The following is a 16,047-nucleotide window of genomic DNA, read 5'->3' on the forward strand; positions in this document are numbered from 1 at the left end:
ACTGGGTGATGCGCTTGCGCGTGGGGGCGGGAAGGTCGCGGCCGAACTCGGCCAGTTCGGCGAGGCAGGCCAGCTCGTCCTCGCGCAGACGGCGCACGGATTTGGGCAGCGGCCCGCTCAGGCGCGCCTCGATCAGCTTGCGCTGGCGCCGCAGGATGGCCAGCCGCGAGGTCATCAGCACCAGTTGATTGGCCAGTTGCTGCACCAGCTCGTCGGCGCCGCGCAGGCGCGGGGCGTCGAAATAGAGATGGCGGCGCAGCATCTCCAGCGCGGAAATCTCGCCGAGCAGTTGTTGCTGGCGCTGGCGGAAGTCTTCCTCCCGTTCTTCGCCACGGATCACCGCGGCGGCGTGCACGGCAATCAGCCGGATCAACTGGTCGACCTTGGCGAAGTAGCCGCGCGCCACGCTCTGCGGACGGGCGAAGAACAGGCTGACGAGGGTCACGCAGGCCACGCCCAGTAATGTTTCGGTAACGCGGGTGATGGCCAGGGTATAGGTGGATTCCGGCGCAGGCTGGGCCAGCAGCGCGACGATCACGGCGGTGAAGCCGCTGAGGACGAAGGCATGGGAGTAGGTGAAGCGCATCAGGGTACCGCCGGCGGTGCAGATCGCCAGCCACAGCGCCAGGGTCACGATGAAGGGCAGCGGCGCCTGGGGAAATAGCGCCATGATCGCCACGGCGACCATGGCGCCGATGCTGGTGCCGATCACCTGGGCGAAGCTCTTCTGCAGGGTCATGCCGGCCAGCGGGGTGCTGATGATCACCACCGTCATGGTCGCCCATTTCGGCTGGTCGAGGTCGAGCAGGAATGCCAGGTACAGCGTCAGCAGCCCCGCAAGCACGGTGCGCAGGGCGAACAGCAGGGTGTCGCGGCCAGGGTGGATGATGGCGCGCAGGTACAGCAGCATGGGTGACATGCCAGGCCCTCGATCACAGCGGGGATGACGCCCCTGGCGATGGAGCGTCGCGAACCCTGTTGAGTGTGGTCGAGGTTTTTCGGCTGTGGGAAATTTCTTAGGTCAGTCGGCGGCGTTCAGCGACTGCGCCAGACGTTCCTGGATGAAGTCGAGGAAGCACTGGATGCGCAGCGCCAGTTGCGAATTGCGGTAGTACACCGCGTGGATCGGCTGGCGGCGTTCGCTGGTCATCTGCGGCAGCACGCGCACCAGGCGGCCGGCGCGGATGTCGTCGCAGGTCATGAAGCTCGCGAGGCAGGCGATGCCCTGGCCGCCGATGGCCAGCTGGCGCAGGGTTTCGCCGCTGGAGGCGGACAGCGACGGGTCGACGGCGAGGGTGTCGCCACCGGCGTGGCGGATCGGCCAGACATTCAGCGCCTCGGGCTGGGTGAAGCCGAGCAGCGAGTGGCCGAGCAGCTCTTCCAGGCTGGTCGGGGTGCCGTGGCGCTCGAGGTACCCGGGTGCGGCAAGCAGGTTCAGACGGCTGCTGCCCAGCGGCCGGGCGTGGAGGCTGGAGTCCGCGAGGTGGCCGATGCGGATGGCGATGTCGGTGCTCTGTTCCAGCAGGTCGATGTTGAGGTCGTTGGTGTTGAGTTGCAGCTCGATGTCCGGATAGCGCTCGCGGAAGGCGCCGATGTGCGGCACCACCGCATGCAGCATGAAGGGCGAGGCGGCGTTGATCCGCAAGCGCCCGGCCGGGGATTGCTGGCGCAGGGCCAGGCGTTCTTCCAGGGCATCCATCTGCTCAAGGATGTGACGGGCGTTCTCCAGGAAGAACTCGCCTTCCTCGGTCAGCTTCATCCGCCTTGTGGTGCGGTTGAGCAGGGTGGTGCCGAGCTTTTCCTCCAGCTTCGACAGCGCCCGGCTGACGGCCGAGGGGGTCAGCCCCAGCTGCTCGGCAGCGGCGGTGATGGAGCCGCAGTCGATCACCGTGGCGAAGGTCTTGAGTTCGTCGGAGTGGGCTTTCATCGGCAGGCCTGTTCGGGAGCGGCGGGAGGATTGTAGGGGCTTGAAGCGGGCATGTCCCAGTTGGATTGCTGCAGGCCAGCTTCGCTGCGTCGCCTGCGTAGGAGCGGACCTTGTCCGCGAAATTCTTCGCGCCAGCACCTATTCCGATAGCGGGCATTCAGGCTTGGCGAACGATGTCGACGGTGCTCATCCTGCAATGCCGGGGTGGCGGCGGGATTTCGCGGACAAGGTCCGCTCCTACAGGCCGCGCCGTCGTTTCCTGTTGCGTAGGAGCGGACTCTGTCCGCGATGGGCTGGCTGCGCTTCGTGGTGGATCGGCGCGGCGGAGAATCGATCGCGGACAAAGTCCGCTCCTACGGGATGTCACCAACGATCAGAAGGTGCCGGGATAGGCACCGCCATCCAGGAGCAGGTTCTGCCCGGTCAGGTAGCCCGCATGGGCGCTGCACAGGAAGGCGCAGAAGGCACCGAACTCCTCGGCACTGCCGAAGCGCCCGGCGGGGATTGCGCGTTTTTCCGCGTCCGCCAGTTCGCTTTCGTCGTGGCCGCCGAGCTGGGCGGCGCGCTGGATGCCGCTGCGCAGGCGGTCGGTGTCGAAGGAGCCGGGCAGCAGGCCGTTGATGGTCACGTTGTGGCCAGCCACGCGCGGCTGGCGGGCCAGGCCTGCGACGAAGCCGGTCAGGCCGCTGCGGGCACCGTTGGACAGCCCGAGGACGTCGATGGGCGCCTTCACCGCGCCGGAGGTGATGTTGACGATGCGCCCGAAGCCGCGCTCGGCCATGCCGTCGATGGTGGCTTTGATCAGCTCGATGGGCGTGAGCATGTTCAGCTCCAGGGCACGCAGCCAGTCTTCGCGCTCCCAGTCGCGGAAATCACCGGGCGGCGGGCCACCGGCGTTGTTGACAAGGATGTCCACCTGCGGGCAGGCGGCGATCAGCGCAGCGCGCACGTCCGGCTGGCTGATGTCGCCGACCACTTCGCGCACCTCCACGCCCAGCTCGCGCAACTGCGCGGCCGTGGCGGCGAGGGTGGCGGCGTCGCGGGCGTTGATCGCCAGGTTCACGCCCTCGCGAGCCAGCGCCAGCGCGCAGCCCTTGCCCAGGCCCTTGCTGGCGGCGCAGACCACGGCCCAGCGGCCCTTGATGCCAAGATCCATGTTGTTCTCCTCTGATACGGGAATAAACCTGTAGGAGCGAGCTTGCTCGCGAACCAACCCCCACTGCAATGCGGTTCGCGAGCAAGCTCGCTCCTACGAAATACGCATCGTCCTGCGCTGCCGGTCAGGCAATGACCGCCGGCGCCGGCAGGCGACTGATCCATTTACCGCTGCCTTCGCCAGACTTCAAGCGGCGCAGCGCTTCGGGCAGCTCGGAGAAGTCGAAGAACTGCCTGGCTGGCGCGTGCAGCTGGCCGTCGGCGACGCCCTGCAACAGGCGCACAGCAGCGGCGTGCAGCGCTTGCCAGTCGAGCGCGTCGCCGTGGGCGTGGATGCTGTTGAGCGCCACTTCGTGCAGCGAGATGGCCGTGCTGAAAGCCGGCAGCGGCGCGCTGTCCTGGCGGTCTTGGATGCATACCAGGTGGCCGTTGTAGCCCAGCAGCGGGGCGAGGCCGGCGGCATGGCTGCCGCTGACGGTGTCGAAGATCCCGTGCAGGCGGCGCGGGCCGAGGACTTCGAGCAGTTGCTGGGGCCACTGGCCGTCGCGGTAATCGAAGACCCCGGCGACACCCAGCTGAAGCAGGTGCTCGCGGTGTTTTGCCGAGGCCGTCACCCACACGCGCAGGCCGCGTTGCAGGGCGAGCTGCGCCAGCAGGTAACCGACCGCACCGCCAGCGCCGGTCACCAGCACATCGCGGTTGGTGCAGGCGGGCAGTTTTTCCAGCGCCTGCCAGGCGGTGAGGCCGGGGCAGGGCAGGCTGGCGGCGGTGGCGTCGTCCAGCGAGTCCGGCACCGGGTAGACGGCACGGGCACGCAGCACGGTGTATTCGGCGAAGCTGCCGCCGCGGGTCAGGGCCTGGTGATAGGCGACGCGGGCGCCGGCGCGCAGGTTCACGTCACTGCCCACCGCGATGACGATGCCGACGCCATCCACGCCGGGCACCTGGCCCTGCTGCCAGTCGTCGCGGCCCCAGTCGATCATCTTCCAGTCCACCGGATTCAGCGCGATGGCGGTATTGGCCACCAGCACCTCGTCCGGTCCGGGGGCGGGTACCGGCAGGCGCGACAGTTTCAGGCCGTCGAGGCCGGCACCGGGCGTCCAGGTCCAGGCCGCGTAGTCGTTGATACTCATGAAAACTCCTTGGAAACGGCAAAGCCGCCCCGAGGGGCGGCTATCGGACAGCGGCGGATCAATCCCAGGCCGGGGCCAGGCTTTCCGGGCTGGTGATGCGTTCGTTGCGCTCCAGAGCGGCGATGGCCGTCATGTCGGCATCGGTCAGGCGAAGGTCGACGGCGCGCAGGTTGCCTTCGAGGTTCTCGCGCTTGGTGGACGACGGGATCACCGAGTAACCCAGCTGCATGGCCCAGGCCAGGGTGACCTGCGCCGGGGTGACGCCGTGGCGCTTGGCGATCTCGATGATCACCTCGTCGCTGAGTACCTTGCCGTAGCCCAGGGTCATGTAGGAGGTGATGTGGATGCCCTGGCTTCTGGCGAAGTCGACGACCTTGCGGTTCTGCAGGTAGGGGTGCAGTTCCACCTGGTTGGTGGCGATCTGGCCGGCGCCGACGGCGGCGATGGCTTCCTGCATCAGCGCGATGGTGAAGTTGGAGACGCCGATCTCGCCCGTCAGGCCCTGGGCCTTGGCTTCGGCCAGCGCGCCCATGAACTCGGCGACCGGGACTTCGCCCTTGGGCGACGGCCAGTGGATCAGGGTCAGCTCGACGCGGTCGGTGCGCAGCTTGTGCAGGCTGTCCTTGAGGCTGGGAATCAGCTTGTCGGCGGCGTAGTTCTCGGTCCAGATCTTGGTGGTCAGGTACAGCTCGTCACGCTTGACCCGGCTGCCTGCGATGGCCTCGCCGACGTCGGCTTCGTTGCCGTAGATCTGCGCCGTGTCGATGGCGCGGTAGCCCAGGTCCAGCGCGGTGCGGATGGAATCGATGACGGTCTGGCCCTTGAGGCGGAAGGTGCCGAGGCCGAATGCGGGAACGCTCATGGGATATCTCCTTGGTCGATCAGTGATTGGGAACCGCGCCAGGGGCGGCCGGTTCCATGGAATTGTTGCGGTCCAGACGGCCACTCAGGGCGGTCAGGCCGAAGGCGGCGAGGGTGACGACGGCTGCGATCCAGGGCGTATGGCCCAGTCCCAGGTGGCTGACGACAAGGCCGCCTGCCCAGGAACCGCCGGCCACACCGAGGTTGAACGCGGCGATGTTGAAGCCGGCGGCCACGTCCACTGCATCCGGCGCGACTCGCTCGGCCTGTTGCACGACGTACACCTGCAGGCCGGGCACGTTGCCGAAGGCCACTGCGCCCCAGGCCAGCACCGTCAGCACCACCAGCCATGGATTGCCGGCGGTGAAGGTCAGTACCAGCAGGACCGACGCCAGCAGGCCGAAGATGATCTTCAGGGCGCTGACCGGGCCGCGCTTGTCGGCCAGGCGGCCGCCCCAGATGTTGCCGATGGCTACCGAGACACCGTAGGCCAGGAGCACGGCGCCGACCATGTTCGGGCTGAAACCGGCCAGGTCCTGGAGGATCGGCGCGAGGAAGGTGAAGGCGATCAGCGAGCCGCCGTAGCCTACGGCGGTCATCGCATAGACCAGCAGCAGGCGCGGCTGCAGCAGTACGCGGGCCTGGCGCAGCAGCGGCGCCGGCGGGGTGTGCTGGATGTTCTTCGGCACGAACAGCAGGCTGCCGAGCAGGGCGACCACGCCGAAGGCGGCGACCACCAGGAAGGTCACGCGCCAGCCCAGGTGCTGGCCGATGAAGGTGCCCAGCGGGATGCCGGTGACGAAGGCGACGGTCATGCCGCTGAACATGGTGGCGATGGCGCTGGCCGCCTTGTCCTTGCTCACCAGGTTGGTGGCGATGATCGAGCCGACCGAGAAGAACACGCCATGGGCAAGGCCAGTGAGGATGCGCGCGATGATCAGCGATTCATAGCTGGGCGCCTGCCAGGCCACCAGGTTGCCGATGGTGAACAGCGCCATCAGGCCGACCAGCAGGGCCTTGCGCGGGATGCGCCCGGTCATGGCGGTGAGCAGCGGCGCGCCGATGGCGACGCTCAGGGCGTACAGGCTGACCAGCAGGCCGGCGGAGGGCAGGGTGACGCCCAGGTCGCTGGCGATGGTGGGGATCAGGCCGACGATGACGAACTCCGTCGTGCCGATGGCGAAGGCGCTGAGCGTCAGCGCCAGGAGTGCGAGGGGCATGGTGTGGTGCTCCGGACGAATGGGATGCGATGGGAGGCATTGTCCGGAAGTCAGCCCTTGAGAAAAACGCGGGAAACGGCAAAGGATAGTTGAATGGCAGTCACGAATAAGGTGGCGTCTACGCTTGGATAACGCTGAGAAACATTCATGACGAGGATCCAGGCATGCATTACACCGGCACCTGCCACTGCGGCGCGGTGGCGTTCGCCTTCGACGCGGAGCTCGATGAACTGGTGCGTTGCGACTGTTCGCTGTGCGGCAAGCGCAACGCCCTGATGGCTACCGTACCGAAGGACCATTTCCGATTGACCCGCGGCGACCAGGCATTGCGCCTGTATCGCTGGAACAGCGGCGTCGCGCTGCATTATTTCTGCGGGACCTGCGGCATCTACGTCTACCACCAGCGCCGCAGCAATCCGTCGATGCTCAGCGTGAATGCGTGCTGCATCGACGGATTCGACCCCGAGTCGCTGCCGTTGCGGCGGGTGGATGGCAAGAGCATGACCACAGTGGCGGGGCCGTCAGAGTAGAGCGTTCGCGAGCAAGCTCGCTCCTACAGGGTGCGTGCGCTCTTCGTAGGAGCGAGCTTGCTCGCGAACCGCACAACACGGAGGTAATAGTGGGAGTGCCAGGAGCCGATCCGAAAGTGGCGTGGTAGCAGCATGGGTATCGCTGCGCTCCACGCCATCCTACTGGGAGGGGTGTCAGCAACACACCGCGTGAGGGGCATAGATCGTAGGGCGCATAACGCGTCAGCGTTATCCCCCCTACGTCTGCGTCAGGCGGACGCCCAGAAAAAAGCCCCGCACAAGGCGGGGCTTCCTTTTATCCATACAGCGATCAGTTGCCGGCGGCAGCGGCCATTTCCGACACGCTCTCGCCACGGTGGGCGCTGAACTGCGGAGCCAGGGAGCCGACGATCATGCCGATGGCGCTGCAGATCAGGCCCACCAGCTGCGGCGGCCAGAAGTCGCCTTCCTGGTGGCCCAGCTCCAGCGATACCCAGCCGATCAGGCCGCAGGCGATGGCGGTCAGGGCGCCCTGGGTGGTGGCGCGCTTCCAGAACAGGCCGAAGAACAGCGGCACCACGGCGGCGACCAGGGTCACCTTGTAGGCATTGCCGACCATCTCGTAGATGCTGGCGTTGGACAGCAGGGCGAACAGGCAGGTGGCGACGGTCATCGCCAGTACGCTGCAACGCATGGCCAGCAGGGCCTGGCGGTCGTTCATGTTGGGCAGGAAGTGCTTGACGATGTTCTCGGTCAGGGTCACCGACGGGGCCAGCAGGGCGCCCGAGGCGGAGGACATGATGGCCGAGAGCAGGGCGCCGAAGAACATGATCTGGGCGAACAGCGGGGTTCGTTCCAGGATCAGGTGCGGCAGGATCTGCTGGGAATCTTCGGCCAGCCAGTGCTTGACCATCTCCGGCTCGATCATCGAGGCGGCGTAGATCAGGAAGATCGGCAGCATGCAGAACACCAGGTAGCAGCAGGCGCCGGTCATGGTGGCGCGTTGGGCGATCTTCTCGGTCTTGGCCGACATCACGCGGGCATACACGTCCTGCTGCGGGATGGAGCCGAACATCATGGTCACCGCGGCGCCGAGGAAGGCGACGATGTCCTTGGCCGAGGTGCCGTGCAGGAAGGTGAACTTGCCTTCGCTGGCGGCGTGGCTGATCACGTTGACCGGGCCGCCGGCCATGTCACCGATCAGCCAGACCAGGTAGAACAGGCCGCAGACGATGATGATCATCTGCAGGAAGTCGGTCAGTGCAACCGACCACATGCCGCCGAACAGGGTGTGCAGCAGGACGATGATGGTGCCGATGATCATGCCCTGGGTGGTGGTCAGGCCACCGTCGGAGAGCACGCTGAAGACCACGCCCAGCGCGGTGATCTGCGCGGCGACCCAGCCCATGTAGGAAATGATGATCACCAGGCTGGTGAAGATTTCCACGTGCTGGCCGAAGCGCTTGCGGAAGAAGTCACCGATGGTGAGAAGATTCAGGCGGTACAGCGGGCGGGCGAAGACGACGCCGACCAGCATCAGGCAGCCGAAGGAGCCGAAGGGGTCTTCGATGATCCCGGCGAAGCCTTCTTCGAGGAAGGTGGCTGGAATGCCCAGCACGGCTTCGGAGCCGAACCAGGTGGCGAACACCATGGTCACGACGAGGGGGAAGGACATGCTCCGGCCAGCGGCGGCATAGTCCGAGGAGTTGTGCACGCGGGTGGTGGCGTAGAAACCGACAGCTACGGTGATCACCAGATACACCGCTACAAACCAGATCAGCATTTGTTCGTTCCGTTGGCTCGCCGGGAACCGTACCGCCGAGACGAAACTCGGGCAGGTGGGCCACGACTGACAAAGTTGTTTTTGTTGGGTTGCGCGGCCAAGGTCATCCGGTGCACCAGGCAGTGGGAGCCGGAAAAACGTAACCAGTTGCGACAACGGGCCGCAGTCTGCCAAATCCGTCAAATATGTCAAACACTTGAATAGGCTATGAGCGAAAAAAATTACATCTCAAGACGAGTGGTGTGGATAAAGGTTTGATTTGTTTGGCTGCTAACGATTTTGACTGACTGGTTAGTCGTTTATTTTTTACAGGCGATGTTCGATAAGCAGAACATCCACCTGGCCGCCAGGGCTCCTGGCGCGGCACGCATACAAGGAGTTTCATGTTCGAGCATCTCGACCTCGCCCAACTGCTTCCGGCCTACGGCTATCCGGTGCTTTTCCTTGGTTGCCTGCTGGAAGGCGAATCGATGCTGCTGCTCGCGGGTATCGCGGCGCATCAGGGGCTGCTCGGCTTCACCGCGGTGGTGTTCTGGGCGACGCTGGCGGGAGCCCTGGGCGACCAGTTGCTCTTCTGGATCGGCCGCCGTGCCGGGGACCGCGCCGTGCCCTGGCTGCAGAGGCGCGGCCTGGCCATCGAGCGGGTCACCGGATTGATCGAGCGTTATCCGCACCTGTCGATCTTCGCGGTGCGCTTTCTCTACGGCATGCGCCTCGCCGGGCCGCTGCTGATCGGCGCGAGCCGGGTAGGACCGCTGCGCTTCCTGCTGATCAACCTGCTCGGCGCCTTCTGCTGGGCGCTGCTGTTCGCAACCGCCGGTTACTGGGCCGGGCAGTTGCTGGAACAGTGGCTGGGCAACCTGCGGCCTTACCGTCTGCCGGTGTTTGTCGGCGTGGTACTGGTTTTCACGGGGATCGCGGTTTGGCGCTACGCGCGGCATCGCCAGCGGCGCAAGCTCGACACATAGGCGAGCTGATCGCCAAGTCCTTGATACAGAGCGGTTTGGATTCGCGCGCGGCGCGATTAGAATCGCCGCTCTTTCGTTCAAGGACGCTGTCATGAGCCTCTACCAGCCCGGCATTCTCGCCACCCCGGTTCCCGCCCACGCCCGCCACCTGTTCTTCGATCTGAAGTCGCTGCAGGACCTGCCCGCCGCGCTGGATCGCCTGATGCAGTTCGCCGATGGCGAGCGCGCGGTGGTTGGCTTCGGTGAGTCGCTGGTGCGGGCGCTGGGGCGCCGTATCGACGGGCTGCGCGAGTTCCCGGCGATCTCCGGTGTGGGCGTCGATAATCCCTCCACCCCGCATGCGCTGTGGGTCTGGCTACGCGGTGACGAGCGCGGGGACCTGCTGCTGCGCACCCAGGAAATCCAGTCCGTGCTGGCGCCCGCCCTGGAGCTGAGCAGCCTGACCGAGGCCTTCCGCCACCGCAGCGGCCACGACCTGACCGGCTACGAAGACGGTACCGAGAACCCTCACGACGACGACGCGATTGCCGCTGCCATCGTTGCCGATGGGGCTGGCCTGGCCGGTGGCAGCTTTGCCGCCATCCAGCAATGGCGCCATCAGTTGCAGGACTTCGCCGCGCTGCCGCAACATGAGCGCGACGACATCATGGGCCGCCGCCTGAGCGACAACGAAGAGCTGGACGACGCTCCGGAGTCCGCCCACGTCAAGCGCACCGCCCAGGAGAGCTTCGCGCCGGAAGCCTTCATCGTGCGCCGCTCCATGCCCTGGACCCAGGGCCAGGACGCCGGGCTGATGTTCCTCGCCTTCGGCTGCACCCTGGATGCCTTCGAAGTCCAGCTGCGCCGCATGAGCGGGTTGGAAGACGGCATCACCGACGCGCTGTACCGCTTCAGCCGGCCGCTGACCGGTGGCTATTACTGGTGTCCGCCGCGCAAGGGTGGGCTGCTGGACCTGAGTGCGCTGTTGGGCTGATTCTGCCGCTGCGCCCACAAAAAGCCCCGCCCATGAGCGGGGCTTTTTGTGGGCGCTGGCGCGCCGGTTCGCGAGCAAGCTCGCTCCTACAGGGGAACTCCTGCGAGCTCTTCGTAGGAGCGAGCTTGCTCGCGAACCGGCACCGTACGGGCTAGCCGCCTGCCTACCAATGGCACCCCGATCTTCCGCCGAATTGGCTGTTGGCCCTCGCCAATGCCGGGCGTAGCGTGGACCCATCTTCCCACTGCCCGAGGTCAACGCCATGCCCGCCACCACTTCCCTGAAATTCCTCTTCGCCGGCCTCGGCCTGGCGCTCAGCCTGCCGGCACTTTCCCACGAGGCGGATGCCCGCAGCGAAAAGGTCGCCGTCCAGCTGGAGCAGAAACTCCCCGATGCGGCAGGCAAGAAGGGGCTGATGATCACCGTCTCCTACGAGCCGGGGCAATCCTCCGGCGCACACGTGCACAGCGGCTCGGTGTTTGCCTACGTGCTCGAAGGCGCGGTGATCTCCCAGCTGGAAGGGCAGAAGCCGGTTACCTACCAGGCCGGCCAGTCCTGGTACGAGGCGCCGAACACGCCGCACCTGGTGTCGCGCAACGCCAGCAACGAAAAGCCGGCGAAGCTGCTGGTGTGGATGCTGCTGGACGAGAAGGCGCCGGTGCTGACGCCGCTGAAGAAGTAGGTGCAAGACGAAGAACCCCGCCAATTGGCGGGGTTCTTCGTTACAGGCTGTGCATCCGTTCGTAGGGCGCATAACGCGCCAGCGTTATCCGCCGCAAAGGTGCCGGCGGATAACCTGTTCCAGGTTATGCGCCCTACGCAGGTCGAGGGTCACTAGAGATGTAGGGCGCATAACGCGTCAGCGTTATCCGCCGTACGCGGGGGAGGCTCACTCCGTCGCGCCGGGCACCTTGCGCGGGGCCATGAAGAACATCCAGGCCAGGGCCAGGAAGTACATGGTCGGGATGATGGTGAAGAGGAGCGCGTAGTTGTTGTGGGTGACGGTGAGGATGTAGCCGACGATCTGGGTCATGAACATGCCGCCAATCGCCGCGCACATGCCGCCGAAGCCGAACACCGTGCTCATCATGTGCTTGGGCGTGTAGTCCATCACCAGGCTCCAGATGTTCGCCGTCCAGGCCTGGTGCGCGCCCACGCCCAGGGCGATGGCCGCCACGGCGATCCACAGTCCGCTGGCCTTGGCGGCGAAGACCACGCCGATGATCGAGCAGGCGCAGAGGAACATCGACAGCAGGCGAGCGTTGATCGGCTTCATGCCGCGGCCGATCAGCCAGGACGAGAGGATGCCGCCGCCGATGCTGCCGAAATCCGCGGTCAGCCAGATCAGCATCAGCGGGATGCCCATCTGCGTGACGCTGATGCCCAGGCCGTACTGCTGGTTGAGGAAGGGCGGCAGCCAGTAGAGATAGAACCAGAACACCGGTGCGGTCAGCGAAAGGGCTACGGCGAAGGCCCAGGTGCCGCGCATGCGCAGGATGGCGGAAAAGGGCACGCGCTCGGCCGGCGGCTCGTCGGCTGCCTGGATGTAGTCCAGCTCGCTCTGCTTCACCGTCGGGTGATCTTCGGGGTTGAAGTATTTAAGGCTCCACAGCACTACCCAGACGAAGCCCAGCGCGCTCATGCACAGGAACGCCGCCTGCCAGCCCCAGGCTGCGAGGATCAACGGCAGCAGCGCGGGGGTGAGCATGGCGCCGACATTGGTGCCGGCATTGAAGATGCCCGTGGCCATGGCTCGTTCGCCGGCCGGGAACCACTGACGCGTGGTCTTCACGCAGGCCGGGTAGTTGGCCGCCTCGGTCAGGCCGAGGATGAAGCGGCAGACCATGAAACCGGTCGCCGAGCTGGCCAGGCCGTGGGCGCCGGTGGCGAAACTCCACAGCAGCACGGCGAAGAAGAACGCGCGCTTCACGCCGATGCGATCGATCAGCCGGCCCTGCAACACGAAGCCGATGGCGTAGCCGACCTGGAACCAGAAGTTGATGTTGGCGTAGTCCATGGCCGTCCAGGCCATTTTCTCGGCGAGGATCGGCTGCATCACGCCCAGGGCGGCGCGGTCGATGTAGTTCAGGGTGGTGGCGAAGAACACCAGGGCGAGCATGCCCCAGCGCACCTTGCCGACGGCCATGGCGCCACGCACCTTGCCGAAGAAGGACGAGCCGTGCGGGGCGACCGCGGCGAGGGGAGCGGATTGCGTATGGATCATGATCGGGGCCATCCGTTATCGGGCTGACGCGCAGCCTCAGGAATTATTGTCGTGCCGCAGGTGCTCCGGCTGCTCCACCGCCGATCGGCGTGGATTGCAGGGAAGAGTTGCGGTGGCTGGCGAAAATCAGTGGGCGCGCTGGCGTCCGGGCAGACAACACGAGCCTGGCATCAGGCTGACTGCTTGTGGATGGGGGATGGAAGCTACGAGGCGAGGGTGAAGGATGTACATGAGCAGTTACCCGTTCTTGAAATTGTTATGGATGACACACAGGCCATCTCGCAGCGGCTGGTGAATCTCCCGGGGAAAGGCAGTGCCGGGGAGCAGCCGGATTGCGTCGACGTGGCTAAATCTTGAGCAGCGGCCGGAACAGCGTCAATTCGATAAACGGCCTTTGGTTCGGTAATCGAACACAAAACTAACCAGTTAGTACACTTTAAATTGCCGCTGACCCGGACCGCCAGAATAATCAGACTCAGCCGGAAACCGATTCCAACAAGCCCTCAGCACCTCCGGCAGGAGTCAATGAAATGCAACGTTCGATCGCCACCGTTTCCTTGAGCGGAACCCTGCCGGAAAAACTCGAAGCCATCGCCGCCGCCGGTTTCGAGGGCGTGGAGATCTTCGAGAACGATCTCCTCTATTACGGCGGCAGCCCCCGTGAAGTGCGCCGGCTGTGCGCCGATCTGGGGCTGGCGATCACCCTGTTCCAGCCCTTCCGCGACTTCGAGGGCTGCCGCCGCGACCGCCTTCCGCGCAACCTCGACCGCCTGGAGCGCAAGTTCGACCTGATGCAGGAGCTGGGCACCGACCTGGTGCTGATGTGCAGCAACGTTGCCGCCGACTCCCTGGGCGAGCGCGAATTCCTCCTCGAAGACCTCGGCCTTGCCGCCGAGCGCGCCGGCGCCCGCGGTCTGCGCGTGGGCTACGAAGCCCTTGCGTGGGGTCGCCATGTGAACACCTGGCAGCAGGTCTGGGACCTGGTGCGTGAAGTGAATCACCCTGCGCTGGGGATGATCCTCGACAGCTTCCACACCCTCTCGCTGAAGGGCGACCCGGCCGGCATCGCGCAGGTTCCGGGGGAGAAGATCTTCTTCGTGCAGATGGCCGACGCGCCGATCCTGGCCATGGACGTGCTGGAATGGAGCCGGCACTTCCGCAACTTCCCCGGCCAGGGTGAGTTCGATCTGGCGGGCTTCCTCGCGCCGATCCTCAGGAGCGGCTACCGCGGACCGCTGTCGCTGGAAATCTTCAACGATGGTTTCCGCGCCGCGCCGCCGCGCGCCAACGCCGCCGACGGACTGCGCTCACTGCTTTACCTTGAGGAAAGGACCCGTGCGCGCCTGGAAGGCGAAGGCGCGCCGAAGGAGCAGCTCGACTGCCTGTTCGCGCCGCCACCGGCCAGTCAACTGGACGGCGTCGAGTTCCTCGAATTCGCCGTCGACGAAGCCCTTGGTGCGCGCCTGGGCAACTGGCTGGAGCGCCTGGGCTTCGCCCGCGCCGGCGAACACCGTTCCAAGGCGGTGAGCCTGCTGCGCCAGGGCGACATCAATATCGTGCTCAACGCCGAACCTTATTCCTTCGCGCACAGCTTCTTCGAGGCCCATGGTCCGTCGTTGTGCGCCACCGCATTGCGGGTGCGTGATGCCGCCAGCGCATTGCAGCGCGCCCAGGACTACAAGGGGCAACCCTATCGCGGGCTGGTCGGCCCCAACGAGCGGGAGATTCCCGCCGTGCGCGCGCCGGATGGCAGTCTCATCTACCTGGTGGAAGAACGTGCCGCGGGGCAGACGATCTATGACGTCGATTTCCGCCTCGATCCGGCCGCTGAGCCGACCGGCCAGCTGCAACGCATCGACCACATGGCCCTGGCGCTGCCGGCGGACGGACTGGACAGCTGGGTGCTGTTCTACAAGGGCCTGTTCGACTTCGAGGCCGACGACGAAGTGGTGCTGCCCGATCCCTACGGGCTGGTGAAGAGCCGCGCCCTGCGCAGCGCCAACGGCAGCGTGCGGTTACCGCTGAACATCTCGGAGAATCGCAACACCGCGATCTCCCATGCGCTGTCGAGCTATCGCGGCTCCGGCGTTCACCACATCGCCTTCGCCTGCGAAGACATCTTCGCCGAGGTGGCGCGGGCGAAGGACGCCGGCGTGCCGTTGCTGGAAATCCCGCTCAACTACTACGACGACCTCGCCGCGCGCTTCGACTTCGATGACGAATTCCTCAGCGAGCTGGCCTACTTCAACGTGCTCTACGACCGCGATGCCAATGGCGGCGAGCTGTTCCACGTGTACACCGAGCCGTTCGAGGAGCGCTTCTTCTTCGAGATCATCCAGCGTCGCGGCGGCTACGCAGGCTACGGCGCGGCCAACGTCGCCGTGCGTCTGGCCGCCATGGCCCAGGCGCGCAAAGGTACGACACGCCGGCCGAAGGTCTAGTCCAGCCGCGTTTTGCCTCGGAAGGGCAGCGGCGCGCATAATCCGCGCATCCCTTCAGCCAAGCAGGCGCCACTCGGCGCCTGCCAGACGATGCCGAGCCATGACCGACAGCGCTACCCAGCCGATCTCCGCCGAAACCGCTCGCCGGGGCCGCAAGAACAACCCGGAGAAGACCCGCGAGGATATTCTCCAGGCGGCCATCGTCGAATTCGTCCAGCAGGGGCTCTCCGGTGCGCGGGTGGACGCCATCGCCGAGCGCATGAACACCTCGAAGCGGATGATCTACTACTACTTCGGCAGCAAGGAGCAGCTCTACCAGGCGGTGCTGGAGAAGCTCTACGGCGACATCCGCGGCACCGAGCAGACCCTGCACCTGGCCGAACTGGAGCCGCTGGAGGCCATGCGCCGACTGGTGGATTTCACCTTCGACCACCACGACCGCAACGTCGATTTCGTGCGTATCGTCTGCATCGAGAACATCCACTACGGCCAGTTCGCCGCAGGCTCCGAGGCGATCCGTTCGATGAACAGCAACATCCTGCGCACCATCGAGGACATCCTCCAGCGCGGCGCTGTCAGCGGTGTTTTCCGCGATGGCCTGCAGGCCATCGACGTGCACATGCTGATCAGCGGGTTCTGCTTCTATCGCGTGTCCAACCGCCATACCGTCGGCTCGCTGTTCCAGGTCGAGCTGGAAGACCCGGCGATCAAGGCGCGGCACAAGGACATGATCATCGAGGCGGTGTTGCGGTTTATCCAGCCGTAAGCCGGTTGGAATCGGAGCGGGGCTGTTCGCGAGCAAGCTCGCTCCTACAGGCGGGCACCGGAGCTCTTCGTAGGAGCGAGCTTGCTC

The 16,047-nt window shown here is 65.6% G+C and carries 14 protein-coding genes; 6 read left to right on the top strand and 8 right to left on the bottom strand.

Annotated elements, in window-relative coordinates:
* The 6 genes from ACCC94_RS19515 to ACCC94_RS19540 all read right to left on the bottom strand — a co-directional run.
* On the bottom strand, positions 1 to 919 hold a 919-nt coding region (locus tag ACCC94_RS19515; RefSeq protein ID WP_413351149.1), incomplete at its 3' end, for an FUSC family protein.
* Positions 920 to 1,021: 102 nt separating this feature from the next.
* Entirely contained in the window at positions 1,022 to 1,927 is a 906-nt protein-coding gene (locus ACCC94_RS19520) for a LysR substrate-binding domain-containing protein (RefSeq protein ID WP_413351151.1), read from the bottom strand.
* A gap of 373 nt (positions 1,928 to 2,300) precedes the next feature.
* The gene (locus ACCC94_RS19525; protein ID WP_413351152.1) at positions 2,301 to 3,083 is read right to left on the bottom strand and encodes an SDR family oxidoreductase; all 783 of its coding nucleotides are present in this window, start codon (positions 3,081 to 3,083) and stop codon (positions 2,301 to 2,303) included.
* Between the two features lie 124 nt (positions 3,084 to 3,207).
* Positions 3,208 to 4,215: a zinc-binding dehydrogenase gene (locus ACCC94_RS19530; protein WP_413351153.1), complete on the bottom strand. Its 1,008-nt coding sequence runs from the start codon at positions 4,213 to 4,215 to the stop codon at positions 3,208 to 3,210.
* A gap of 58 nt (positions 4,216 to 4,273) precedes the next feature.
* Positions 4,274 to 5,077, bottom strand: a complete 804-nt coding sequence (gene dkgB / locus ACCC94_RS19535) for a 2,5-didehydrogluconate reductase DkgB (RefSeq protein WP_413351155.1) — start codon at positions 5,075 to 5,077, stop codon at positions 4,274 to 4,276.
* Positions 5,078 to 5,096: 19 nt separating this feature from the next.
* Positions 5,097 to 6,296 (bottom strand): MFS transporter, encoded by a 1,200-nt coding sequence (locus ACCC94_RS19540; RefSeq protein ID WP_413351157.1) that lies wholly within the window; start codon positions 6,294 to 6,296, stop codon positions 5,097 to 5,099.
* Between the two features lie 164 nt (positions 6,297 to 6,460).
* On the opposite strand from ACCC94_RS19540, the gene ACCC94_RS19545 reads away from it, so the two are divergent.
* Entirely contained in the window at positions 6,461 to 6,826 is a 366-nt protein-coding gene (locus ACCC94_RS19545) for a GFA family protein (RefSeq protein WP_413351159.1), read from the top strand.
* Between the two features lie 310 nt (positions 6,827 to 7,136).
* Here the strand turns inward: ACCC94_RS19545 and ACCC94_RS19550 are convergent, their stop codons facing one another.
* The gene (locus tag ACCC94_RS19550) at positions 7,137 to 8,588 is read right to left on the bottom strand and encodes a sodium:solute symporter family protein (RefSeq protein ID WP_413351161.1); all 1,452 of its coding nucleotides are present in this window, start codon (positions 8,586 to 8,588) and stop codon (positions 7,137 to 7,139) included.
* 383 nt (positions 8,589 to 8,971) lie between these two features.
* Here ACCC94_RS19550 and ACCC94_RS19555 point away from each other — a divergent pair, with 383 nt between their 5' ends.
* The 3 genes from ACCC94_RS19555 to ACCC94_RS19565 all read left to right on the top strand — a co-directional run bounded on the left by ACCC94_RS19555 (position 8,972) and on the right by ACCC94_RS19565 (position 11,211).
* Complete coding sequence (locus ACCC94_RS19555) at positions 8,972 to 9,556, top strand: DedA family protein (protein WP_413351163.1); 585 nt, start codon at positions 8,972 to 8,974, stop codon at positions 9,554 to 9,556.
* Between the two features lie 91 nt (positions 9,557 to 9,647).
* Positions 9,648 to 10,529 (top strand): Dyp-type peroxidase, encoded by an 882-nt coding sequence (locus ACCC94_RS19560; protein ID WP_413351166.1) that lies wholly within the window; start codon positions 9,648 to 9,650, stop codon positions 10,527 to 10,529.
* Positions 10,530 to 10,791: 262 nt separating this feature from the next.
* Entirely contained in the window at positions 10,792 to 11,211 is a 420-nt protein-coding gene (locus ACCC94_RS19565) for a cupin domain-containing protein (RefSeq protein ID WP_413351168.1), read from the top strand.
* Between the two features lie 207 nt (positions 11,212 to 11,418).
* On the opposite strand, the gene ACCC94_RS19570 is transcribed toward ACCC94_RS19565, so the two are convergent.
* The gene (locus tag ACCC94_RS19570) at positions 11,419 to 12,753 is read right to left on the bottom strand and encodes an MFS transporter (RefSeq protein WP_413351170.1); all 1,335 of its coding nucleotides are present in this window, start codon (positions 12,751 to 12,753) and stop codon (positions 11,419 to 11,421) included.
* Positions 12,754 to 13,283: 530 nt separating this feature from the next.
* Between ACCC94_RS19570 and quiC the strand changes: the two genes are divergently transcribed.
* On the top strand, positions 13,284 to 15,194 hold the full coding sequence (gene quiC, locus ACCC94_RS19575; protein ID WP_413351172.1) for a 3-dehydroshikimate dehydratase QuiC: 1,911 nt from the start codon (positions 13,284 to 13,286) through the stop codon (positions 15,192 to 15,194).
* 100 nt (positions 15,195 to 15,294) lie between these two features.
* Positions 15,295 to 15,960: a TetR/AcrR family transcriptional regulator gene (locus ACCC94_RS19580; protein WP_413351173.1), complete on the top strand. Its 666-nt coding sequence runs from the start codon at positions 15,295 to 15,297 to the stop codon at positions 15,958 to 15,960.
* The last annotated feature ends 87 nt before the right edge of the window (positions 15,961 to 16,047 follow it).

Origin of the sequence: Pseudomonas sp. Pseusp97 (genome assembly GCF_047304025.1) — a bacterium.
Lineage (GTDB): Bacteria > Pseudomonadota > Gammaproteobacteria > Pseudomonadales > Pseudomonadaceae > Pseudomonas.